The organism is Romboutsia sp. BSD2780061687b_171204_C1 (genome assembly GCF_015560225.1).
In the GTDB taxonomy this organism is placed as follows: Bacteria; Bacillota; Clostridia; order Peptostreptococcales; family Peptostreptococcaceae; genus Romboutsia_C; species Romboutsia_C hominis.
Map to the genome: position 1 here is coordinate 164,317 of NZ_JADMRK010000003.1, position 24,884 is coordinate 189,200.

The following is a 24,884-nucleotide window of genomic DNA, read 5'->3' on the forward strand; positions in this document are numbered from 1 at the left end:
ATTTTTATTTGATTTTAAAATGTTATTGATATTGATTATTAATAATGATAGAATTGTTATAGTAAATTAAATTAGGGGGAAAAGCTAGTGAGTAAAATTAAAAAGTTTATATATGTAACAGTAGGGTTAATATCATTTGTGTTAGGCGCGATAGGCGTTGTACTTCCAATACTTCCGACTACTCCATTTTTATTATTAGCGTCATATTGTTTTGTTAGGGGCTCTGAAAAGTTTGATAGATGGCTTAAGTCAACAAAAATTTACAAAAAACATTTAGAAAGCTTTGTAAATGAAAGAGCTATGACTATGAAACAAAAGATAGGTATATTATTATTCGCAGATATAATGTTAGCATTTCCAATTATAATATTAGATAGTTTACATATTAGGTTATTTTTAATAGCTTTAGCATGTTTTAAATATTATTACTTTATGTTTAAAATAAAAACAATAAAACAAGATGATTTAAAAGTAAATTCTCAATAAAGGTAAAAGTAGAAAGGAAAACATGAATGTTACATAGATTAGGATCAATGTTATTTTTGTTAGCTATAATAACATATTTTTTTAAGTATTTAAAATTTATAAATAATAAACTAATTTTAAAGTTACATATTTTAACTGGAAGTTTAGGATCACTAGCAATGATTGTATATTCAATAACAGATTATATTAAGGATAAGGAAGTTACAATATTGCCAGTAGGTATAGCTAGTTTATTAATAATATTATCTGGGACTAATAAGGTCAGAAAAAAATATAAATGGTTACATTTAATGTCGGTTATAGGATTTGCAGTTGCGCTTGCATATCATATAATCAACTAATATGCAGGAGGGAATATTATGGTAAATAAAAGATTACTTTCGCTTAGTAAAGAGTCTCAAAAATATGTATATTTTACAGTTTTAATGAACTGGATATCAATAATTTGTAATATAGGAATAGTTTTATTTGTTGGAAATATAATAGACAAATTATATAATAATGATTTGAATTTTAATATGGTAGCTTATGTGGCTTATTTAGGTTCATTAATATTGATAAGATTTATATGCAATTATATGTCAGGGATATTTTCTTATAATTCTTCAGCAAAGGTAAGAGCATCAATAAGGGAAAGTATTTATAAGAAATTATTAAAATTAGGTGTAAATTATAATGACACAATATCAACATCATCAACTGTTCAAATAGCAGTAGATGGAGTTGAGGCACTTGAAATTTATTTTGGTAGATACTTACCTAAATTATTTTATAGTTTATTAGCACCACTTACATTATTTGCTGTTATAGCACCTATAAGCTTTAAGGCAGGAATAGTACTTTTAATATGTGTTCCATTGATACCAATATCAATAGCGTCAGTTATGAAATTTGCTAAAAAACTTTTAAGCAAATACTGGGGGATATATACTAATTTAGGAGATTCATTTTTAGAAAATCTTCAAGGTCTTACCACTTTAAAGATATTTGATTTAGATAAAGAAAAAAATGATGAAATGAATAAAGAAGCAGAAACTTTTAGAAATATAACAATGAAGGTTTTATCAATGCAATTAAATTCTATAACAATAATGGACTTAATAGCATTTGGTGGTTCTGCTATAGGTATATTAATAGCTGTTAATGAATTTTCTAAAGGCAATATTACTATAGGATCTACAGTAGTAATAATATTATTATCATCAGAGTTCTTTATTCCGATGAGGCTACTTGGGTCATTTTTCCATGTCGCTATGAATGGATTAGCTGCTGCTGATAAGATATTTGATTTACTTGATGCTAAGGTTGAAGAAGAAAAAGAGTTATCAGATAAGAATAAAGCAAAATTAAAAGATATTTCTATATCAATAAAAAATGTTGATTTTAGTTATGATAAAGAAAGAAAAGTCTTACATAATGTAAATATAGACATAGAAAATAAATCAATGGTTGCTTTAGTCGGAGAAAGTGGTTGTGGAAAAAGTACAATAACTAATTTACTTTTAAAGTTAAATAAGGTCGATAAAGGTGAAATTCTATTAAATGAAGTAAACTTAAATGATATACCATTTAATGAATTAAGAAAAAAAGTAAGCTTTATAAGTCATAGCTCGTATATATTTAACTCTACGATAGAGGCAAATTTAAGAATGGGTAAAGAAGATGCAACTGAAGAAGAACTATATATAGCTTTAAAGACAGCAAATCTTTATGATTTTGTAATGGGACTTGATAAAAAATTACAAACTCCAGTTGGTGAAAATGGATCGTTCTTATCAGGAGGGCAAAAGCAAAGATTAGCTTTAGCTAGAATGATACTAACGAATCCGGAAGTTTATATATTTGATGAAGCAACTTCAAATATTGACGTTGAAAGTGAAGACTCAATACTTGAAACGATATATGCTTTAGCAAAAGAGAAAACTGTAGTAGTTATATCACATAGATTAGCTAACATAAAAAATGCGGATAAGATATATGTGTTAGATAAAGGATATATAGCTGAAAGTGGAAATCATGAGGAATTAATGAACAATAATTCAGCATATGCGAATCTATATACTAATCAAGAAAACTTAGAAAATATATATAAAGAAGATATAGTTAGGGAGGTGGCTATAAGTGAATAATGAAAGAAAAAGATTGTCAGGTAGTAAAATAATGCTTAGACTTATAAAAATACTAAAGCCACTAGTACCTGTAATGATGATAACAATAAGTTTTGGTGTATTAGGATTTTTAGCGGCTATAGCAATAACTACATTTGGAGCAGTTGCTATGGGAGATATTATAGGTCTTGATATGGGTTATACTTTTAAAAATGCAGTAAAAATAATAATAGTATGTGCAGTACTTAGAGGTATATTAAGGTATATAGAACAATACTCAGGTCATTATATAGCATTTAAAATACTTGCTATACTAAGAGACAAGGTATATAAAGCTTTAAGAAAGTTAGCACCAGCTAAGCTTGAAAGTAAAGAAAAAGGAAATTTAATATCAGTTATAACTAGTGATATAGAATTACTTGAAGTATTTTATGCTCATACAATAGCACCAATAGTTATAGCCATAATTACATCATCAATAATAGCATTATTTTTATATAATATAAATCCATACTTTGGGATTATAGGATTAGTTTTTTATGTAATAGTAGGATACATAATACCAGTTTTATCTTCTAAATTAGGAAGTGAAGCAGGACTTGATTATAGAAATGAATTTGGGCAAGCTAATAGTTTTTTACTTGATTCATTAAGAGGTATAAAAGAAATATTATTATTTGGTCAAGGCGATAATAGACTAAACTCAATAAATAAAAATAGTGATAAATTAAATGAAAAAATGAAAGTTATAAAAAGTCATGAAGGTTTAATAAGAGCTTTAACTGATATAACTATAATGATAGCAATACTTATAACTCTTTACGTAGGTGTTGAATTATTTAAAGCTGATATTATAAACTTAGGTCAAGTAATAGTTGCTTTAGTTTTACTTTCTAGTTCTTTTGGACCAACTGTAGCGTTAAGTAACCTATCAAATAACTTAATGCATACATTTGCTTGTGCACAAAGATTATTCGATATATTAGATGAAGTGCCTGCTGTTGAAGAAGTATCTGGAAATTGTGATTTAGAAATGAATAATACTAATATAAATGATTTAGAATTTAAGTATGCAGATAGAGATGAAGTATTACTTAAAGATGTCAATCTTAACATTAAAAAAGGGGATAAGGTTGCAATAATAGGAGAAAGTGGTTGCGGAAAGAGTACACTTTTAAAACTTATGATGAGATTCTGGGATGTAGAGAATGGAAGTATTGAAATAGACAATAAGAATATAAAAACTATTCCAACTAAAGCATTAAGAAAAACTCAATCATTAGTAAGTCAAGAAACATTCTTATTCAATGATACTATTATAAATAACTTAAAAATAGGTAAAAAAGATGCAACTATTGAAGAGGTAATAAGTGCTTGTAAAAAAGCCTCAGTACATGAGTTTATAGAAACTTTACCTAATGGATATGAAACTAATGTTGGAGAAATAGGTTCTAATCTTTCATCAGGTGAAAAGCAAAGATTAGGTATAGCAAGGGCATTTTTACATAATCCACAAGTTTTAATACTTGATGAGCCTACAAGTAATTTAGATACACTTAATGAGGCACAAATATTAAAAAGTATAAAAGAAGAATCAGATGATAAAACAATAATAATGGTATCACATAGAAAATCTAGTACATCAATATGTGACAAGAAGGTTTATGTAAAAAATAATACACTTAAATTCAACTAATATAAAAGGGCTATTTTAGCCCTTTTATATTAGAGATAATTAGGGAGAAAGAGTATGACTAGAATAGAAAAAGAGAAAAATATTATTAATCTTATGATAAATATATATTGCAATAAAAAGCATAGGCATAAAAACGGAAGCTTATGTAATGAATGTAGTGAACTTTTAGAATATGCTAATAAAAGGTTGGATTTTTGTAAATTTGGAGAAGAAAAGAAGTTTTGTAGTAAATGTCCTATACATTGCTATAAAAAGGATATGAGAGCTAAGATTAAAGAAGTCATGAGGTTTTCAGGTCCAAGGCTATTACTTCATGAGCCAATAGAAGTTATAAAACATATTTTTGAGAGATAAGATAAATTAATAATATACTTAGAAACTAAAATAGATTTGTAGATGTATATATCATACTTGATTATTTTTAAGTTTAGTTTAAGGTAGAGTTGCTATTATATCCTAAGAAAAAGAATACAAATAAAAATTCAAATTAAATAGATATAATTTTCGGAGGGTAAATTATGAACAAAAAACTATTAACAACGTTATGTGCACTTTCCTTAACAGTAAGTGTAACAGGATGCTCAGTAAAAACTAATACAACAACATCTACAAATACAAACAAAACTACAGTAACCGATCAAACAATAGATTCAACAAAAAGCGAAGAATTAAAAGAAGTAGATACATATATAGAACTTGGAGATAGCATAAGCATAAACGGAGAAGGTGCTAAGGTAGAAAACAATGTAGTAACAATAACTTCAGCAGGTACTTATAGCATAAGCGGAGAATTAAAGGACGGGCAGATAGTAGTAAGTTCAAGTGAAGAAGATAAAGTTCAAATACAATTAAACAATGCAAATATAACAAGCTCAAATAGTGCACCTATATATGTAAAAAGTGCTAAAAAAGTAGTAATAGGGCTAAGTGAGGGAACTAAAAATACTATAACAGATGGAGAAAATTATGTATTTGAAGATGCTACAACAGATGAACCAAATGCGGCAATTTTTAGTAAAGATGACCTTACTATAATAGGAACAGGTTCATTAGTAGTAAATGCAAACTACAACAATGGTATCACTAGTAAAGATGACTTAAAAATAGAAGGCGGACAAATAACAGTAAATGCAGTATCAGATGGACTAAGAGGTAAAGACTCTATTACAATTTTAGATGGTAAAATAACTATAGATGCAAAGGAAGATGGTATGAAATCTAGTAATACTGAAGATGTAGAAAAAGGATATATACATATTCAAGGTGGGACTTTAAACGTCACGTCAGGACAAGATGGAATACAAGCTGAAACTAATGCAGTAATATCTAATGGAGAAATAAATATAGTCTCAGGTGAAGGAAGTAAAAATAGTAGTAGTAAAAATGAAAACTGGGGTAACTGGGGAGGTAAGCAGCCAGCAGAAATGCAATCACCAGGAGTGCAACCACCAGAGAAGAATAATACAACTACTACAGAAGAAACGGATTCTACTAGTGCAAAAGGGATAAAAGCAACTTCTAACATTACAATATCTGGAGGTGACATAAATATAGATTCATCTGATGACTCTATTCACTCAAATGACACCATAATGATCAATGGAGGTAATATCAAAGCATCTTCTGGAGATGATGGTGTACATGCAGATTCTAAAATAGAAATAAACGATGGAGATATAGATATTACAAAATCATATGAAGGGATAGAGAGTCAGTCTATAGCAATTAACGATGGGAATGTAAATGTAGTATCAAGTGATGATGGAATAAATGCTGGTGGAGGCAATGATGCTTCTTCAACTAGTGGTAGACCAGGAGAAAATAATTTTAATTCATCTAGCAAATGTGAAATAGTTATAAATGGCGGGTATACAGTAGTAGACGCTAGAGGAGATGGTATAGATGCAAATGGCACAATAACAATAACAGGTGGTACAACAATAGTAAACGGTCCTGAAAATAACGGAAATGGTTCTTTAGATTATGATGGAAGTTGTGATATAAGTGGAGGAATATTAATAGCAGCAGGTAGTGCAGGTATGGCACAATCACCTAGCGCCACTTCCTCTCAAAACTCAGTAAACGTAGCTTTATCATCACAACAAGCTAACACAATAATTCATATAGAAGATGAAAAAGGAAATGAAGTAATTACCTTTGCACCATCAAAACAATATCAGTCAGTAATAGTATCATCACCTGAATTAAAAACAGGTTCAACATATACAGTATCTTATGGAGGAACTTCAACTGGAGAAGCTAAAGATGGATTATACACTGGTGGTAAATACTCAGGAGGAACAAAATCTACGAGCTTTACAGTATCAGAAAGTGTAACTAACCTAGGTTCAGCAGGAGGTTCTATGGGAGGTGGAAAAGGTGGCATTAGACCAGATAGAAATGGTAGTATGCAACAACCACCAACACAAAATAGCATGGAAAACAATATTCAAACACAATAACAAATACTAAAAAAGAGGAGCAGTAGCTCCTCTTTTTTAAGTGTTTGTTATTTTATTGAAGAGGAAGCTCTACTATAAAAGTAGTATCTTTTCCTACGTTACTTTTAGCATATATCTTACCTTTATGTTGAGCTACTATAGACTTAGCAATAGATAATCCTAATCCATAACCTCCAGTTTCTCTTACCCTGGAAGTATCAATTCTGTAGAATCTTTCAAAAATTTTCTCTAGATACTCAGGTTCAATACCTTCACCAGTATTTTTAACTATTAGCTTAACTTTATTTTTATCTTTAAATAAATCAACAGTAATTTTACCACTCTTATTACTATGCTTTATAGCATTGTCCATTAATATATTAAATAATTTTTTGATACCCTCAGTATCTCCATTAATAAAGATATCATTTGAGATATTTTCTTCTAATTCAATACCATTTTCATAGATAATAGCATCAAATCCAAGCATCATACTTTGGACTATCTTACTAATATTAATAGATTGGAGTTCAATTTTATTTTCTTCAACATCTAGCTTAGCAAGAGATAACATCTCATTAACTAACTCAGACATTCTGTCACATTGAGAGTTAATGTAGTTAATCCATTTAGACTGATTTTTTACAGCATCATTTGGATTACTTAGTACTAATGAAGTATTGGTCTTTATAATGGTAAGAGGGGTTTTTAACTCATGAGAAGCATCAGCAATAAACTGTTTTTGCTTTTCAAAAGTTTCTTTTATAGGTTTTAGAGCCTTGTTAGTTAAATAAAAACTAATAAATAATAAAGCTATTAAACTTATACAGCCAACTAATAAGAAACTCTTTAAAAGCTGAGTTACTGTATTTTGCAGATAAGTTCTATTTAGTAAAACAATTTTACTGCCCATAGGAGTATCTTCTTTTGTATAAGAATATTTAGTATCACCTATTTCTATTTTGCCAGATCTACTTTTATTGTTTAGTATTTGTACTACAGATTCCTTTAGATTATTGTTGTCAATTTTAGTATTAAAACGAGTAAAAGTATTTAATATATTTTTGTCCTTATCATACTCTGCAATTATATAGTCATAATAAGGTTTAGGTTTATGACCACCCCTTAATAAAACTTCCATTTCACCATTCATTTCATTAACTATATTAGTATAAGTTATGGCAAAAATAGTTCCAAAAATAGCTACAAAAACTGTAGTAAGCAATGTCATATTAATAAGTATAAATTTTTTCTTTAGCTTATCAAACATTTTGCTCCTCCAGTTTGTACCCAACTCTTCTTAAGGTAGTAATTTGAACATTTGACTTTACATAGGCTAATTTTTTTCTAAGGAAGGAAATATACACTTCAATATTATTGTGCTCTACATCAGAATCAAAGCCCCATAGTTTAGTGATTAAATCATCCTTAGTTACTATAGATGTAGGTCTTTCCATAAAATATTTTAGTATATCAAACTCCTTAGAAGTTAGAGTAAGAGAAGTACCATTGACTTCCATATTATAGGTAGAAATATTTAATTTAATATCTCCAAATTCCAATATATTATTATTTACCATAGGACCTTTTCTTCTAGTTATAGCTCTTAGTCTAGCCAATAGTTCTTCAGGAGAAAAAGGCTTAGGTAAATAGTCATCAGCACCATAATCAAGTCCTAAAATTCTATCTTCAACACTACCTTTAGCAGTAAGGAGTATAATAGGAGTTGAAATTCCTTCTTTTCTTAAGTCTTTTAATACATCTAGACCATTCATTTTAGGCAACATTATATCTAAAATAATAACATCATAAACATCTGTTAAACCATAATCAAGTCCATCTTCACCATCAAATACGGCATCAACAGAGTAATTATTTTTTATTAAAATCTGAGTTAAAGCTTCGGAAAGTTGTTTTTCATCTTCTACTAATAATAATTTCATAAAAATATACCTCTTTATATATTGTCTAATAATATATTACCAAATAATTACACATTTATTATCTAAATTTAAAATTATAAAATAAATCCCCTTAAAATTACTTTAAGGGGTTAATATTAACTGTAAGTATTATTTTCAAATCCAGCTAACGTTAAGACTATATTTAAATTTCCATTTCTACATCTTAATTCATCAATGAATTTCTTTTGATTTACATTAGGCTTTAATTGAACTTTGTAATTTAATTCAAACAATGCACCGAAATCTCTAGTCCTGATTCTTTCTATATAAAATGAGTCAGTGTATTTGTTTAATATATCTTCAAAAGCATCTTCATAGTTTAAATCTTCAGGAATAGTAATTTTAAGTTGCATATTTTTATTTTTAGGTGTTGCGAACTTAGTCAATTCAAGGATTGCCATAACTGCACATAATATAGTAGTGAATATTACAGCATATCCAATATATCCCATACCACAAGTAAGACCAACAGCTAAAGTAAAGAATACATAAGCTATATCTTTAGGATCTCCAGGAGCACTTCTAAAACGAATTATTGAAAATGCACCAGCTAAACTAAATGCTCTAGCTATGTTGTTTCCTACTAATAAAATTATTATAGCTATAACCACAGGTAGCATAATAAGAGTAGTAGTAAAACTTGAGCTATAAGTGTTTTTGTTTGTCTTCATATATATAACGCTAATTAAAAGTCCTAAAACAATTGATGATATTATTACAATAAAAGTATTTATCAGAGTAAATGACTCCCCACTTGTTGATGAAATTATTGTTTCTAACATACTTTTTCTCTCCCTTTTATATCTATATTTGAATTGTTTAAGCAGTAATTCATAAATTCACTCCCGTACTTTGAAAAATGAGTGTTGTAAATTTCTAGTTCAGTAAGTATTCTAGTAAACCATAAAGGCATAGCACCTAAAATTTTTACTTCCATTAAATACTTACTTTCGCCTAAAATATCTTGTCCAAAACTTCCAGACTCTAAAGCTAAATCATCTCGTCTAGTAATAATTTGAGAATCAAAAGTTAATCTAAAATCTCTATCATCGTTAGCAAAAAATGCCTTTCTAGAGTAGCTAATATATACTTTTGGATAGACTTTATTTTTTTTTAGATAATACTGTATCTCATTAATAACTTGTTTATTGATATAATCATTAGAAGTAGGTGCTATACCTTGGTTTACAAATTTATAGGCTTCATCTAAAGTAAGAACAACTCTTCTTTTATTAACAATACCGTTGATTTTCTTTTTAAGTTCTAAAAAGACACTATCATCTATACTATTAGGTACAGTATAACTTCTAAGTCTTAGCTTTTCCTTATAATAAGGTTTAGCAATAGAATGTCTAATAACATCGTTGTTATCTGTATCGTAATATATATTGTAGATAGAGTAGTTCTTACCAGACTTACAATGTTCATCTGGATTCATATACTCTAGTAATCTTGGTATTAATGCATCATACTGTTTTTGAGTTAAAATAAACTTCTTTTCATAACGTTTAAATGACTTAATCGCCATCAAAATACATCCTAAAAAATATTTCTATATCTCTGTGATTTTATTGTATAAATTTAACCTTAAATGAATCTTAAAATAAAATTTGCTTTGTTTAAGTAACCCTATTGAAATCCATGAAAAATATATTGATATTACTACTAATGTGTTTTTATATTTTAAAATGATATAATTAATATGCTAATTAGCTAATAAAGAAAAAATATAAAAAGGAAGTACAAGAAATTATATTTAATGATAAGTGGAAGGCAGTAAAACATTTATTTTTAAGCGAAATAAATAATAAGTATAGCTCATCTTCAATAAATAATTTATTTTTATATTGTTATGAGATGATTATGTGTGAAAAGAAATTTGCATCAGTAGAATATATAAATGAGCATTATATGAATGATATAGATTTAAAAAATTTAGCTCAAATTGAAGATTATAATATGAATTATTATACTGAATGGTTTAAAAATAATATGGGTGTATCTCCAATTGAATGTCTCCAAAAGTTAAGAATTGATAAGAAAATATTAGACCAAAATAATTCAAGAAATATTCTAAATAAGTGCTAAAAAGTATCTGTATATGAGATAAGAATATTTTTACTGCATAGTATAATAATTTATAAATCAATAAATATCAATAATTTATTACCATTGAGAAAGGAATTGATATACTATGATAGATATTAAAGTTTCAGAAAAGCTAAAAGAAGTATGTCCAGATATTACATTAGGATGTATACAAGCAAGTGTAAAAGTGGAAAGTAGTAGTGAAAGCATATTAAAAGAAATAGATAAATATTGTGAAGATCTAATTAAAAAAATTTCTTTAGAAGATATAGCAAGTTTACCGAGAATAAAGGATGCTAGAGAATTATATAAAAAATTAGGCAAATCACCTAGTAAATACAGAGTATCTTCAGAATCTTTAATGAGAAGAATTTTACAGAAAAAAGGACTTTATAAAATAAATAACATTGTAGAAATTAATAATTTAATATCTTTAAAATCTGGTTTTTCGGTAGGGAGTTATAATATAAACAATACACAACCTCCAATATGTTTGACTATAGGGAAAGAAGGACAAAAATATAAAGGTATTGGTAAAGATCTTATAAATATTGAAAATCTGCCAGTATTATCGGATGAGATATCTACTTTTGGTAGTCCTACAAGTGATTCAGAAAGAGCAATGATAACTAATGATGTGAGTGAGATAATTATGTGTATTTATTCTTTTAGTGGAAAGCAAGAAATAGAAGAGTATTTAAAATACGCAAAAGAATTATTAGAAAAGTATGCAAGTGCAAAAAACATTTCGATTAAAGTAATTAGCTAATGAATTAAGGTGTTGGTAGAAATACTAACATCTTTTTTAGTATAAAATTAAAAGGGGGAAGTTAAGTTGATTTTGTAAGATTATTTAAAATAATAAAAAGAGTGTAGATAAGCTTGTTTTTACACAAATCTATCTACACTCTCATACTTAGATATTTCTCTCTATATAAATTTACTTATCAGATTTATATTTACATACACCATTTATATAAGTTTCATGTACATTTAAATTATTATCTATAACTATAAAATCTGCATCCATACCTTGGTCTATACAACCACATACATCATTAATATTACAACTTAAAGCAGGTACATATGAAGCCATTTTTATTGCCTCTTCTAAAGTTGCTATATTCCAATCAATTACATTTTTAATAGCATTATTCATTGTTAATACGCTTCCAGCCAAACTTCCGCTACTTAATCTTGCAACTCCATTTTTTACATTAACATCGAACTTCCCAAGAATATACTCACCATCAGGCATAGCACCAGCTCTCATACAATCTGTAATCAAGGCAATATTATCTCTAGATTTAATATCCATCATTATTTTAGCAGCAATAGGGCTTACATGATGTCCATCGCATATTAGCTCTGCATATGTATCTTTTAATGCCATAGCTGCTCCAACCATTCCAGGTTCTCTATGATTTAATGGGCTCATACCGTTATATGTGTGTACAAATATTTTAGCACCTGAATTAACTACTTTCTCGGCTTGTTCAAATGTAGATGAACTATGCCCAAGTGCTATTGATATATTGTTTTTAGTAGCATATTTAGTAAATTCTACTGCACCTTCACGTTCTGGGGCAATTGCTATTTTCTTTATTAAGTTTCCTGATTTCTCTTGCCATTTTTTTAGGATATTAATTTCAGGGTCCTTAAAATATTTTTCATTCTGGGCACCTTTATGTTTTTCAGTAAAAAATGGACCTTCTAAGAAAATTCCTTGTATTTTTGCGCCCTCAACTTTTTTGTAATTATTACTTATATTTTCTATAGATTCACTTAGTGTTTCTATAGAATCAGTCAAAGTTGTTGGTAGAAAAGAAGTTACTCCATATTTTAGTAATCCTTTTGAAATTGTATTAATAGCCTCAAATGTGTTATCCATAACATCTGCATTTAAAAGACCATGTATGTGAGTATCGACTAAACCTGGAGCAATATACTTACCTGAGTAATCTATGATATTGTCATTAACATCTGGTTTTTCTTTTTGAAATTTGCCAAATTTACCATCAATTATACTAAGGTATCCTTTTTCCTCTATACCATATTTCATAAAAAACTTATCTGCATAAATAAAATTTTTCAAAGTTGATCCCCCTAATCATATTATATTTGGTATGTTTCTTATCTCAAATGTCTTATTTTATATACAAATTTATCACTTCTAGCAACGCTTAGAGTAAATTCAATAACTATATTATTATCATTATATGTAGTACGAAGTAACTTTAAGCATGCTGAATCTATTGGTACTTCCAATAGCTCCGCCTCTTTATCAGATACTATACCTGCAGAAAATTCCTCATCAGCCACCTTGATAATTTCTCCATAGTCTTCTCTAAATATTTCATATAAAGGTTTTTGTATAACTTTTTCTTGTGTTAATCCCGCAAACTCTCTCATAGGAAGATATGTTCTTTCAAGCATCATAGGAATATTATCTGCAAGTCTTAGACGCATTATTTTTATTATTTTTTCGCCAGGGTTTATACCTAACTTTTCAGCAAAATATTTTGTACTTTCTACTATCTCAAAGGATAATACTTTTGTACTTGGATTTTTTCCTTGAGCTTTCATATGATCAGTAAAGCTATAACTATCCATTAAATTTTGTGAATTTTGATTAAGTGCAGCTACGAAAGTTCCTTTTCCATGTCTTTTGTATATATACCCCATATGTTCTAAGTCAGCCATGGCCAATCTAACTGTGGTCCTACTTACTCCGTATTCATCACAAATTTTTCTTTCTGATAGCATCCTATCATTAGGCTCCATCTCATTTTCGATTTTATTTCTTAGTATTTCAACTAATTGATCATATATTGGTCTTTTATCATTTCTGTTTATCATAAAAATTTTAATCCTCTCTAAGTGGTTATTACCACATTTTAATTATAAAATGAGCAACTATTTCTGTCAATGAATAAAGTATAGAGATAACTGAGCAAGGAAAATTATTAATTTATGCTAAAACTACATAGTATTGACAAAAATAATAAAATAATTTATATTCAAAGTGGTAGTAACCACATTGAAGGTTATAGATTAGGGGTTTGTATATTAATAAAAGGAGAAGTAATTATGATTACGACAATAACATTCAATCCATCTATAGATAGAATGTATAGAGTAAATAGTATAAATATAGGTGAAGTTCAAAGAGTAATAAGTACAAATGCAACTGCTGGAGGAAAGGGTCTAAACGTAACGAAAGTATGCAAAATTTTAGGAGAAAATCCGCTAGCTATGGGATTTATAGGGGGATTTAATGGAGCATTTATAAAAGATGAACTTAGAAAATTAGGTATAAAAAACAAATTTACAGAAATAAAGCAAGAGACTAGAAATTGTTTAAATATAATTGAAGATAATAAGGTAAGTACAGAGTTCTTAGAAAAAGGTCCAATAATAGGAAATAGTGATTTAGAAAAGTTTGAAAATGATATAAAAGAAGTAATAAAAGATACTAAAATACTAATAGCTTCAGGTAGCTACTGTCAAAATATGCCGCTAGATTATTATGAAAAGATAGGTCATATATGTAGAGAAAATAATATAAAATTTATATTAGATACATCAGGAGAACCATTAAAAATAGCACTAAAATCAAAACCATATTTAATAAAACCTAACACAGATGAAATAAAACAGATATTAAGAACCAATGTAGAATCAAGAGATGAGGTTATATCTGCGGGGAAAAAACTTCTTGAAATGGGAGCACAAAATGTGTGTATATCTCTAGGAAAAGATGGAATGATTTACTTAAATGAATATGGAGTATATGAAGCAAAAGTACCAAAGATAGAAGCTGTGAATACTGTAGGTAGTGGAGATAGTACAATAGCTGGATTTAGTGTAGGTATTTTGAGAGGATATGAAGTAGAAGACTTGCTTAAACTTTCGAATGCTTGTGGTATAAGTAATGCTCTTAACATAGAAACTGGATTTGTAACTTTAGAAGAAGTTAAAAAATATCAAGGCTTAGTTAAAGTAACAAAATTAAGTTAGTAAAATCTGAGATAAATAGGTTCATAATAATTATTTTTAGCATATTTTTATAATTGTAAACTTAATTATAATTAAAGCATAAAGTTTATAAGGAGAGTAATATAAACTTTTTCTTATTGACAAAAAATTCAAATTAATTTATATTTGGATTATTGGTAATTACCACTTGGGAGAGAATAAAATAGTTTAAGTATGATATATATTTTTTTTAAAAATAACTGGTTATAACCTTATTACCAGATTTAAATTTGAAAATATGAAAGGGGAAAGTAATATGTTTAAATTAGAAGAACAAAAGTTACAAGATTTAGGTGCAATAATAACAACAACAGAAATAAAGCAACAACCTGAGTTATGGTTAGAAGCTTATGAAATATATAAGGATAATAAAGAGCAATTAAATAAGTTTATAGAAAATATAGGTAATAAGCATGGACAATTTAGAGTTATATTTACAGGTGCTGGAACTTCAGCTTATGTAGGAAATTCAATACTTCCATATCTTAAAAATAAAAATGATATAAGAAAATGTATAATTGAAGCAATACCTACTACAGATATAGTTTCTAATCCATATGATTACTTAAAAAAGGATGTACCAACATTATTAGTTTCATTTGCAAGAAGTGGAAATAGCCCTGAAAGTTTAGCAGCTCTAAATTTAGGAAGACAAATTGTAGATAATTTTTATCATTTAGCTATAACTTGTGCTCCAGAAGGAAAACTTGCTCAAGTAACTAAAAATGATGAAAATAATTATTTATTATTAATGCCATCAAGATCAAATGATAAAGGTTTTGCTATGACAGGAAGTTTCTCATGCATGATGTTAACTGCAATGTTAATATTTGATAACTTAGAAGAAGATGTAGAGAAATCTTATATAGATGCAATAATAGAAATGGGTAAAAATGTATTAGATAGAAAAGATGAAATACACGAGTTAATAAATAAAGATTTTAATAGAGTAGTATACTTAGGATCTGGAGGTCTAGGAGGATTAACACAAGAAGCACAGTTAAAGTTATTAGAACTTACAGCGGGGAAAATAGCTACAGCATATGATTCTCCTATGGGATTTAGACATGGTCCAAAGTCGTTCATTGATGAAAATACACTTATATTTGTATTTGTATCCAATAATGTATACACAAGAAAATATGATTTAGATGTTTTAGAAGAAATAAATGCAGATAAAATTGCTAAACTTACTTGTGCAATATCAGTAGAAAATGAAAATAATTTCTCAGGTACAACATTTGGATTTGAAAGAGAATACGATAAATTACCAGATGCATACCTTGCATTCCCATATGTATTATTTGCACAAACTATATCACTATTTGCATCAGTAAAATGTAATAATAAACCAGATACACCATCGCCAACAGGGACAGTAAATAGAGTAGTAAAAGGTGTAATAATACACGAATATGAGAAGTAAGAAATTGAAAATTTATAAATATTTAGATTAAAATTAGGGGGTATAAATATGGCATTAGTAACGACAACTGAAATGTTTAAAAAAGCACAAGAGGGAAAATATGCAGTAGGGGCTTTTAATGTAGAGAATATGGAAATGGTAATGGCTGTTATAGAAGCTGCAGAGGAACTAAATTCTCCAGTCATACTACAAACTACTCCATCTACTGTAAAATATGCAGGTCTTGACTATTATTTAGCAAATGCAAAAGTTGCAGCAGAGAGAGCGAAAGTACCTGTAGCAATGCATCTAGATCATGGTTCAAGTTTTGATCTTGCAATGAGGGCTTTAAGAACAGGTTATACATCAATAATGATAGATGGTTCCCATCAAAGTTTTGAAGAAAATATATCATTATCAAAAGCAGTGGTAGAAGCTTGTAATCCATCTCTTATACCAGTAGAAGCTGAACTTGGAAAAGTTGGGGGAAAAGAAGATGATCTAGATGGTGGAGAAGGAAGTGCTCATACAGATCCACAAGAAGCAAAGGAATTTGTTGAAAGAACAGGAGTGTCTTCATTAGCTATAGCCATAGGTACAGCACATGGTTTATACAAAGGAGAACCTAAAATAGATTTAGATAGATTATCAGAAATTAAAAAATTAGTTTCAGTACCATTAGTATTACATGGAGGATCAGGAATACCTGATGAAACTATAAAAGAAACTATAAGAAGAGGTATTGTTAAAGTTAACTATGCAACTGAATTAAGAATTGCATATAGTAACGGTGTAAAAAAAGTTTTAAGTGAAGATCCTGAAGTTATAGATCCAAAGAAATATGGAAAAGCTGGACTTCAATCAGTAAAATCATTTGTAAAAGAAAAAATGGTTGTATGTGGGTCTATAAATAAAGCATAAAAATAAAAATATCCTAGATTTATTTTAGATAAATCTAGGATATTTTTATTTTTGAAAAAGGTATGTCATTTATTTAAATAATGGTATAGTTTTTTCATATAATTGTTGAAAAATATCGGCTTTTATTGGAAAAAGATTGAAGATATAATTAAAATATAATAAAAAATAAACTATAGGTTTTATTGTTGTATCAAACATATATTTTATTATGATATATTAAGATACATAAATTTCGCTATAAATATAGAAAAGATCGACTTTTTAAAGAAAGTGTTTTCAATTCATAACATTATTTAAAAGTATAAAAATAACTGAGGGAGGTGGGTATATGAGAGAGCGTGTTATTCTTGAATGCTTAAGAAACAGTGGTGACTATCTAAGTCTAGATTATTTTGCAGATAAGCTAGGGGTATCTACTAGAACTATTAGAAATGAAATTAAGAATATAGAAAGTGTAGAAGAACGCAATGGTTTTAAATTAGAATACAAGACTAGACTAGGATATATTTTAAATCTTAAAGACCAAGAAAAGTTCGAGAATTACCTAAAAAACTTACCCTCATATTCAATTGAAAATCCAGAACAACGGATAGAATCTATAATAGTAGAACTATTAGTAAATGAAGGTTACAAAACTATAGATCAGCTAAGCAAAAAATTCTTAGTAAGTTCATCTCAAATTAAAAATGATTTAAAAAAAGTAGATAAAAAGCTAAGAGATACAGAATTGAAGTTAGAGCGTAAGGCTCATTATGGAATTAAGATAGAAGGTACTGTTAAATTTATTCAAAAAATATTAGTAGAAAATTATTTTAAAGAAAATAGAAATATAACGGAATATAGAGATAAATTTATAGATGATTTCAAATTAGATGATATTAGAAGCACAATAAAAAATGTACTTAATAAGCATGATTTGGAAGCAAACCTAACGGAACTTGAAGAAATATTAGCTCAAATTGTTACTTTATATATAAGGGTCAATTTGAGAGTATTAGAAAATATTAATGAATTAAAGTTAGATACAGAAGATTTAATAATAAATGATTTACTAGATAAAATTTTTAAAGACAAAAAATATTATCTTACTTATGAGGAAAATGATTACTTAAAGCAACTTATAAAGCTAAGGACTAAAGATAAAAAAGCTACCATAATGAATGCTGACAAAAGTAAACTTCAAGATATAATATACGAATTTTTTAAAGGTATAGATAAAAAATATAATACTAGTTTTTTAGAAGATAAAGAATTCTTTAATTTACTTTATTTACATATCGCGTCTTTAATAGAACGTGTAAAAAGGAATCATAACACAAAAAATCCTTTTTCGGTGAAGATAAGTCAGCAATATCCAACAGTTTTTAATTTAGCTATTCAACTTTCCAAAGTTATAGAAAGTGAATATCAGATAAAGATAAGTCAAGAGGAAATAGGTTTTATAGCCACTCATATAGCTGTACCATTTGAGAAAAGAGAAGAAGCTAGTTTTAATCAAAAATATAAAATAGCAGTAATATGTTCATCAGGAGGGGGAAGTGCATTTCTAATAAAATTAAGATTAAGAGAAATTTTTCCAAATGCTGAAATAAAAAACTTTTCTTTGTTAGATGAAGAAGAAGTAGTATGTTTTGAGCCAGACTTGATTTTTTCAATAACAAATCCACAATTCAAAACAAATGCTCCAGTTATACTTATAAATGAAATTTTAGATGAATTAGATTATCTAAATATTAAAGAAAGTGTACGATTTGCAGACCAGATAGGGAGTTTGTCAAATCCTAAGAAATATATATTAAGTCTGTTTAATAAAAATCATTTTAGATGTATAAAAGAAAAAATTGATTATAAAGATATTCTTGATAATATGTCACAGTGTATAGTTGATGAAGGTGCTTGTTCTCCAAGTTATCCTCAAGATGTATGGGAAAGAGAAAGTTATTTAAGTACCATTTATACAAATGGGGTATCAATACCTCATCCAATTGAAATGACAGGTAATAAAAATATAATATCAGTAGCTTTGGTACACTCTGATATTATTCATGAAAATAGAAAACCAAAAATTATTTTTATGATTTCGCTAATAAAGGGAAATCTAGAGCTTCACAAACAAATATCTAAATACTTAACTAAGATTATGGCAGATAAAGATATAGTAGATATGCTAAATAGATCACAATCTTATGAAGAGTTTATGTATAAATTAAAAATCTACATAGGGGGTTAGATATGAATATAGATTTTTTTAAGAAATTATCAGAAGCAGATGGGATAGCCTCTAATGAAGGAGAAATTAGAGAAGTCTTATTAGAAGAGTTGAAAGATTATAGTGATGAAATAGTATGTGATGGATTAGGGAGTATAATTTTTTCTAAGATAAAAAATGAAAAAGCACCAAATGTAATGATCTGTGCTCATATGGATGAAGTAGGGTTTATGGTAAGAAGTATAGATAAGCTTGGTATGATTCATTTAATAACAATAGGAGGAGTAAAACCTCTTGCACAATTCACACAAAAAGTTAGAATCACTACAAGCGAAGGGAAGAAAATCCCTGCTATCATAAATGGAACATATAATGATGGTAAAGTTGAGAAGGTGTATGCAGATGTTGGAGCATATACAGCAGAAGAAGTATACAATTTAGGTATTCAAGTTGGGGACATGGTAACATACACTACTGATTTTGAAGAATTTACTTTAGAAAATAGATTAGTAGGTAAGGCCTTTGATGATAGAATTGGATGCTTTGTAATGGGAGAGGTCTTAAAAAGACTAGAGAAAAAAGATATAAATTGTAATGTTCATTTTGCAGCTACGAGTAGTGAAGAAGTTGGTATAAGAGGTGCAAAAACAGCAACTCAGTTAATAAATCCTGATGTAGTATTTGTAATAGATGTAGCATGTGCTAAAAATGAATTTTTAAGAGATCATACAAATCAAAAACAAATAGATAAAGGCATAATGCTAATGCATAGAGATAGAACCTTAGTTCCAAATAGAAAAATGATAAATTACATAATAGAAACTGCTGATAAAAACAATATACATCTTCAACATGATATGTTTGAATCAGGTGGAACTGATGGTGGAGAGGCACATCTTATAAATGAAGGTAAACCTTGTGCAGTAACTTGTGTCCCAGTTAGATATGGACATTGTGCATTTTCTATAGTAAGTAATAAAGACTTAGAAGCTATTATAGAGTTGTATACTCAGTTAATTTTAAATTTTGATGAAGAAAGATATAAAAATATAAAGAATTTTATTTAAAAGGAGAATAAAAAAATGTCAACAGAAATGCAAATAATGGAGCTTATATCAACGGCAGGTGACAGTAAAGCAAAAGCTTTCGAAGCTTTAAAAAAGGTTAAGGAAAAGGATTTTGAGGGAGCAAGAGCATTAATAAATGAAGCTCGTAAAATAGATATTGAGGCTCACAGAATACAAACAGAATTAATAACTCAAGATTTAAATGAAGATGTTGAAAGTCCAGCAATGAGTCTTTTAATGGTTCATGCTCAAGACCACTATATGACTTCTCAATTAGCAAAAGATTTAATAGAAGCTTTAATAGAAGTTTTTGATAAGTAGTAGATAAACAAATTAATTATACAAATACTCCTTTAGAAAGGCAAGCTTTCTAAAGGAAAATAAAAAATATAAACTTTAGGAGGAATTGTTATGAAAATATTATTATGCTGTGCAGGTGGATTCTCTACAAATATGTTAATGCAAAATATGAAGAAGGTAGTAAAAGAAAGTGCTAAACTTGATGAAAACGATTTCGAATTTACCGCGATACCAGCAGATTCAATAGAAAGTCAAGTTGATGAGTGGGATATAGTACTTATAGGACCTCAAATATCTCATAAGTTAGACTTCTTAAAAGGGATATTAGATCCAAAAAATAAACCTTATGCAGTAATAGATAAAGATGTTTATGGAAAAATGGATGGAGCTACAGTTATGAAGTTAGCTTTAGTAACTTATAAAAAACATCAATTAGCTCAAGGATAATAAAAATAGTATAGGGAAAAGGGGATTAAATATGTTTGCTAAGTTTGAAGCGTTTATGAATCGAGTATTTATGCCTTTAGCTCACAAGGTTGACAATCAACGTCACCTTGGGGCTATAAAAGCTGGTATGGTTGCTATGACGCCATTCACAATACTGGGGAGTATATTTGCAATACTTCCAGCACTTCCAAATATGCTTGGAAAAAGCAATCCAATAAGTCAATTTATATTAAAAAATGCAGCAGTATTAGATTTACCAGTAAGTCTTTCTATAGGATTAATAGGATTATATGCCTGTATGTGTATTGCCTTTAACTTAGGTAATTATTATAAATTATATATACCAGGTTGTGTTACACTTGCAACTTTCTCATTTTTATTCTTAGTAGCAACTTTTACACCAGATGGTGCATTAGAATTAGGAAACCTAGGTGCTAAAGGTCTATTTACAGGTATGATAGCAGGTCTTGGATCTGTAGAGTTATATAACTTCTGTAAGAAAAAGAATATTACAATAAGAATGCCAGAAGGAGTACCAGATTTTGTATCTAAATCTTTTGAATTAATACCAACTACTATTATAGTTTGTGGTACTTTCATAGCAGCTCGTTTTATTTCATTAGCTGTATTTGGAGAATTACCTCCACAAATACTTACTCAATTCCTATCTCCGTTAGTAGGAAGTATGGATAATCCATGGGCAGTTCTTGCACTTAACTTTGCTATATGTACTATATTCTTCTTTGGTATACACTCATCAGTATTTAAGCCTTTAACAGGACCTATAATGGTTACATTTATAGCTGAAAATATAGCAGCAATGCAAGCAGGAGAAGCAATACCTCACTTCTTTACAGGAGGGGTTTCAAGTGCATTCTTCGGATTTACAGGTTGTGGTATTAGTATAGGATGTGTAGTAGCTTGTATGTTATCTAAAAACCAAACTTATAAGAAGATAGGACGTGTATCATTATTCCCAGCATTATTTGGAATAAATGAACCAATATTATTTGGTGCTCCAATAATATTAAACCCAATAATGTTTATACCACATGTATTTGGTGGAGCTATAATAGGTACATTGCCAATGTTTCTTATGCACTGGGGATGGCTAGCAAAACCAGTATTTGACCCTCCATATGTAGGAGTATTCTTAGAAGGATTCTTAACTAATGGAGATTGGCGTTCTATAGTAGTTAATGCTTTACAATTAGTACTAGCAGTTGCGCTATATTGGCCATTCTTCAAGATAATGGAACGTCAACAAGAAGCTAAGGAACAAGAAGAAGCTAAAAATGCAGCTAAGAATATATTCTCTAAAGAAGACGAAGATTTATTAGGAGATTTAGAATTAGATTTCTAATATTTTATTATGGATAATAGAGTAAAAAAAATAATAGATTTAATTGAAGAAAGAGACGTTGACGCTCTTTTAATTAAAGGAAAAAATAATAAAAGATATATAGGAGCATTAACCGGTAGCGGTGTTTATGTGCTTATCACAAAAGAACAAAAATATCAAATTCTAGATGGTAGATATACTGATGAAGCAGATAAGAAAACATCTGGATTTATAAAAAGGGTTGTATCTCAGGGATCTTATATAGAAAATATAATTGAATTGTTAGAAGAAATGAATATAAAAAATATAGCAATAGAAAGCCAAACTATGAGTATACAAGAGTATATTTTATTAGATAAGGCAGGTTTTAATATTAACTTAATAACTAACGAATTAGGTAAAGTAAGAGCTGTAAAATCTAAAGAGGAAATTGAGCTTATTAAAAAAGCTTGTGAGATTACAGATGAAGTATTTAGTGAGGTCATATCTGAAATAAAAGAAGGTATGACTGAACTAGAAGTTTCAGCCCTACTTCAATATCATGCACTTAAAAAGGGTGCAAGTGGCATGTCATTTGAACCAATAGTAGTATCTGGTGAAAGGGGAGCAATGCCACACGGAAGACCTACAACTAAAAAATTAAAGAAAAATGAAGCTATAACAATAGATTTTGGTGTTGTTTACCAAGGATATCAATCTGATATGACTCGTACAGTATCTATAGGTAAGCCACCTAAAATTATTCAAGAAATATATGATGTAGTTTTAAAAGCACAACTATCGGCAATAGAGTCAATTAAACAAGGTATGAAAGCTAGTGATGTTGATAAAATTGCTAGACAAATTATAGAGAATCATGGATTTGGTGATTATTTTAACCACGGATTAGGTCATGGAATAGGTCTTGGTGATGGGGAAGTGCCAACACTAAACCCAAGAAGTGATGATATTCTAACAGAAGGTATGGTAATGTCCTGCGAGCCAGGTATTTATATTCCAGATGTAGGGGGAGTTAGAATAGAAGATGATATTGTCATAATCGATGGTAAAGGTATTTCACTCAATAAGACATCTAAGGACTTTATAATATTAGGAGAGTAAAGCTATGAAATATAATTTTGACAAAGTGTTAAATCGTAAAGAAGGTAATTGTAGAAAATGGAGCAATAGTGTAATTCAAGAAAAATTCGGATTAGATGAAGATGCAATTCCTATGGATTTAGCTGATATTGATTTTGAGTGTGCTCCAGCTATAAAAGAAGCTATTACAAAAAGAGCATCTGTGGGAGATTATAGTTATACCTTTATAGGAGATGACTTCTATGAAGCCGTGATAAATTGGAACAAAAGAAGATTTGATGTTCATATAGAAAAAGAGTGGATAAAATTAACTTTCGGAACAGTTTCAACTCTTCATTATATAGTTCAAGCGTATACTAAAGAAGGAGAAGGAGTATTAATAAATACACCTGCTTATGATCCTTTTGCAGAAGCTGTAGTAAATAACAATAGAAAGTTATATTGTAGCCCATTAAAGCTAGAAAATAATAGATATTATCTTGACTTTGAAGATATGGAAAATCAAATGAAGTCTGGTGATATAAAAGTATTTATATTCTGCAGTCCACAGAATCCATCAGGCCGTATATGGACAAAAGAAGAACTATATCAAGTGTCAGAATTATGCTTGAAGTATAATGTACTTTTAGTAAGTGATGAAATTCATAGAGACGTAGTATTTAAAGGACATACATTTATATCTTTATGGAATGCTCATCCAGAAATTTATAAAAATAGTATAATATGTGTATCTCCTAACAAAGGATTTAACTTAGGTGGGCTAAAAACATCTTATGTAGTAATAAGAGATGCTAAGGTTAGAGAAACTTTATTGGAAAGACTAAAAAGTAACTCAATAACTTCTCCAAATGTATTTGCTATTCCAGCCATTGTTGCAGCATACAAAGAAAGTGAAGAATGGTTAGATGAGATGAGAGATTATGTAGAAAGTAATTTCGAAATAGTTTATGACTTCTTTGAGAAATATATGCCAAAAGCAAAAGTTATGAAGTCTGACTCTTCTTTCTTAGCATGGATAGACGTAAGAGAAGTATTTAAGGATGAAGAAGAGTCTAAAGAATTCTTTAGAAGTGCAAATTTAACTATGGTAGTTGGAAGTTATTTTGTAAAAGATGGAGAAGGATTTATTCGCCTTAATATAGGATGTCCTAAAGAAACATTAAATGAAGCTCTAAATAGAATAAAAGAAACTTATATAAGTATGTATTGTCAAAAAGCTTAAATCAATTTTAAGGCATAAAAGGTAAGTCCCATATATATTGAATTTTAATCGATATATATGGGATTTATTT

General features: G+C 28.6%; 24 protein-coding genes. 18 read left to right on the plus strand and 6 right to left on the minus strand.

Annotation, left to right across the window (positions count from 1 at the left end):
- Positions 1–87: 87 nt before the first annotated feature.
- The 6 genes from I2H23_RS08590 (at position 88) to I2H23_RS08615 (ending at position 6,752) form a co-directional block, all read left to right on the plus strand.
- A complete protein-coding gene (locus I2H23_RS08590) occupies positions 88–486 on the plus strand; it encodes a YbaN family protein (protein WP_195581498.1) in 399 nt (132 codons plus the stop codon).
- 26 nt (positions 487–512) lie between these two features.
- Complete coding sequence (locus tag I2H23_RS08595; RefSeq protein ID WP_092922696.1) at positions 513–827, plus strand: hypothetical protein; 315 nt, start codon at positions 513–515, stop codon at positions 825–827.
- 18 nt (positions 828–845) lie between these two features.
- Positions 846–2,615 carry an ABC transporter ATP-binding protein/permease gene (locus I2H23_RS08600; protein ID WP_195581499.1) on the plus strand — a complete coding sequence of 590 codons (1,770 nt, stop codon included), beginning with the start codon at positions 846–848 and terminating at the stop codon, positions 2,613–2,615.
- A complete protein-coding gene (locus I2H23_RS08605; RefSeq protein ID WP_330615404.1) occupies positions 2,608–4,290 on the plus strand; it encodes an amino acid ABC transporter ATP-binding/permease protein in 1,683 nt (560 codons plus the stop codon). The genes I2H23_RS08600 and I2H23_RS08605 overlap by 8 nt, the downstream gene beginning before the upstream one ends.
- A gap of 54 nt (positions 4,291–4,344) precedes the next feature.
- Complete coding sequence (locus I2H23_RS08610) at positions 4,345–4,644, plus strand: nitrous oxide-stimulated promoter family protein (RefSeq protein WP_195581500.1); 300 nt, start codon at positions 4,345–4,347, stop codon at positions 4,642–4,644.
- A 164-nt stretch (positions 4,645–4,808) separates the two neighbouring features.
- Positions 4,809–6,752 carry a carbohydrate-binding domain-containing protein gene (locus tag I2H23_RS08615; protein WP_195581501.1) on the plus strand — a complete coding sequence of 648 codons (1,944 nt, stop codon included), beginning with the start codon at positions 4,809–4,811 and terminating at the stop codon, positions 6,750–6,752.
- 52 nt (positions 6,753–6,804) lie between these two features.
- On the opposite strand, the gene I2H23_RS08620 is transcribed toward I2H23_RS08615, so the two are convergent.
- From I2H23_RS08620 to I2H23_RS08635, 4 genes are all read right to left on the minus strand, one after another.
- Positions 6,805–8,001 carry a sensor histidine kinase gene (locus I2H23_RS08620; protein WP_195581502.1) on the minus strand — a complete coding sequence of 399 codons (1,197 nt, stop codon included), beginning with the start codon at positions 7,999–8,001 and terminating at the stop codon, positions 6,805–6,807.
- Positions 7,994–8,674 (minus strand): response regulator transcription factor, encoded by a 681-nt coding sequence (locus tag I2H23_RS08625; RefSeq protein ID WP_195237964.1) that lies wholly within the window; start codon positions 8,672–8,674, stop codon positions 7,994–7,996. Before I2H23_RS08625 ends, I2H23_RS08620 begins: the two co-directional genes overlap by 8 nt.
- Positions 8,675–8,790: 116 nt before the next feature.
- Complete coding sequence (locus I2H23_RS08630; RefSeq protein ID WP_195581503.1) at positions 8,791–9,477, minus strand: DUF4956 domain-containing protein; 687 nt, start codon at positions 9,475–9,477, stop codon at positions 8,791–8,793.
- A complete protein-coding gene (locus I2H23_RS08635) occupies positions 9,471–10,223 on the minus strand; it encodes a polyphosphate polymerase domain-containing protein (RefSeq protein ID WP_195237960.1) in 753 nt (250 codons plus the stop codon). Before I2H23_RS08635 ends, I2H23_RS08630 begins: the two co-directional genes overlap by 7 nt.
- A gap of 335 nt (positions 10,224–10,558) precedes the next feature.
- Here I2H23_RS08635 and I2H23_RS08640 point away from each other — a divergent pair, with 335 nt between their 5' ends.
- Entirely contained in the window at positions 10,559–10,783 is a 225-nt protein-coding gene (locus tag I2H23_RS08640) for a helix-turn-helix transcriptional regulator (protein WP_195581504.1), read from the plus strand.
- Between the two features lie 106 nt (positions 10,784–10,889).
- The gene (locus I2H23_RS08645) at positions 10,890–11,552 is read left to right on the plus strand and encodes a B3/B4 domain-containing protein (protein ID WP_195581505.1); all 663 of its coding nucleotides are present in this window, start codon (positions 10,890–10,892) and stop codon (positions 11,550–11,552) included.
- A gap of 171 nt (positions 11,553–11,723) precedes the next feature.
- Here I2H23_RS08645 and nagA read toward each other — a convergent pair whose 3' ends face one another.
- Together nagA and I2H23_RS08655 are read right to left on the minus strand one after the other, a co-directional pair.
- The gene (nagA, locus tag I2H23_RS08650; protein ID WP_195581506.1) at positions 11,724–12,878 is read right to left on the minus strand and encodes an N-acetylglucosamine-6-phosphate deacetylase; all 1,155 of its coding nucleotides are present in this window, start codon (positions 12,876–12,878) and stop codon (positions 11,724–11,726) included.
- Positions 12,879–12,916: 38 nt separating this feature from the next.
- Positions 12,917–13,642 (minus strand): GntR family transcriptional regulator, encoded by a 726-nt coding sequence (locus tag I2H23_RS08655; RefSeq protein WP_166504776.1) that lies wholly within the window; start codon positions 13,640–13,642, stop codon positions 12,917–12,919.
- Positions 13,643–13,873: 231 nt separating this feature from the next.
- On the opposite strand from I2H23_RS08655, the gene pfkB reads away from it, so the two are divergent.
- The 10 genes from pfkB to I2H23_RS08705 all read left to right on the plus strand — a co-directional run bounded on the left by pfkB (position 13,874) and on the right by I2H23_RS08705 (position 24,814).
- Positions 13,874–14,803: a 1-phosphofructokinase gene (gene pfkB / locus I2H23_RS08660; RefSeq protein WP_195581507.1), complete on the plus strand. Its 930-nt coding sequence runs from the start codon at positions 13,874–13,876 to the stop codon at positions 14,801–14,803.
- A 274-nt stretch (positions 14,804–15,077) separates the two neighbouring features.
- The gene (gene agaS, locus I2H23_RS08665; RefSeq protein ID WP_092922732.1) at positions 15,078–16,247 is read left to right on the plus strand and encodes an SIS domain-containing protein; all 1,170 of its coding nucleotides are present in this window, start codon (positions 15,078–15,080) and stop codon (positions 16,245–16,247) included.
- 48 nt (positions 16,248–16,295) lie between these two features.
- Positions 16,296–17,147 (plus strand): class II fructose-1,6-bisphosphate aldolase, encoded by an 852-nt coding sequence (gene fba, locus I2H23_RS08670; protein ID WP_092922735.1) that lies wholly within the window; start codon positions 16,296–16,298, stop codon positions 17,145–17,147.
- A 328-nt stretch (positions 17,148–17,475) separates the two neighbouring features.
- Positions 17,476–19,377, plus strand: a complete 1,902-nt coding sequence (locus tag I2H23_RS08675; protein ID WP_195581508.1) for a BglG family transcription antiterminator — start codon at positions 17,476–17,478, stop codon at positions 19,375–19,377.
- Positions 19,378–19,379: 2 nt separating this feature from the next.
- Entirely contained in the window at positions 19,380–20,423 is a 1,044-nt protein-coding gene (ypdE, locus tag I2H23_RS08680) for an aminopeptidase (protein ID WP_092922741.1), read from the plus strand.
- A gap of 15 nt (positions 20,424–20,438) precedes the next feature.
- The gene (locus I2H23_RS08685) at positions 20,439–20,744 is read left to right on the plus strand and encodes a PTS lactose/cellobiose transporter subunit IIA (RefSeq protein WP_092922744.1); all 306 of its coding nucleotides are present in this window, start codon (positions 20,439–20,441) and stop codon (positions 20,742–20,744) included.
- A 90-nt stretch (positions 20,745–20,834) separates the two neighbouring features.
- Complete coding sequence (locus tag I2H23_RS08690) at positions 20,835–21,170, plus strand: PTS sugar transporter subunit IIB (protein ID WP_092922747.1); 336 nt, start codon at positions 20,835–20,837, stop codon at positions 21,168–21,170.
- Positions 21,171–21,201: 31 nt separating this feature from the next.
- Positions 21,202–22,533 carry a PTS sugar transporter subunit IIC gene (locus I2H23_RS08695; RefSeq protein ID WP_092922750.1) on the plus strand — a complete coding sequence of 444 codons (1,332 nt, stop codon included), beginning with the start codon at positions 21,202–21,204 and terminating at the stop codon, positions 22,531–22,533.
- Between the two features lie 9 nt (positions 22,534–22,542).
- Positions 22,543–23,613, plus strand: a complete 1,071-nt coding sequence (locus I2H23_RS08700; RefSeq protein WP_195581509.1) for a M24 family metallopeptidase — start codon at positions 22,543–22,545, stop codon at positions 23,611–23,613.
- Between the two features lie 4 nt (positions 23,614–23,617).
- On the plus strand, positions 23,618–24,814 hold the full coding sequence (locus I2H23_RS08705) for a MalY/PatB family protein (RefSeq protein WP_195581510.1): 1,197 nt from the start codon (positions 23,618–23,620) through the stop codon (positions 24,812–24,814).
- The last annotated feature ends 70 nt before the right edge of the window (positions 24,815–24,884 follow it).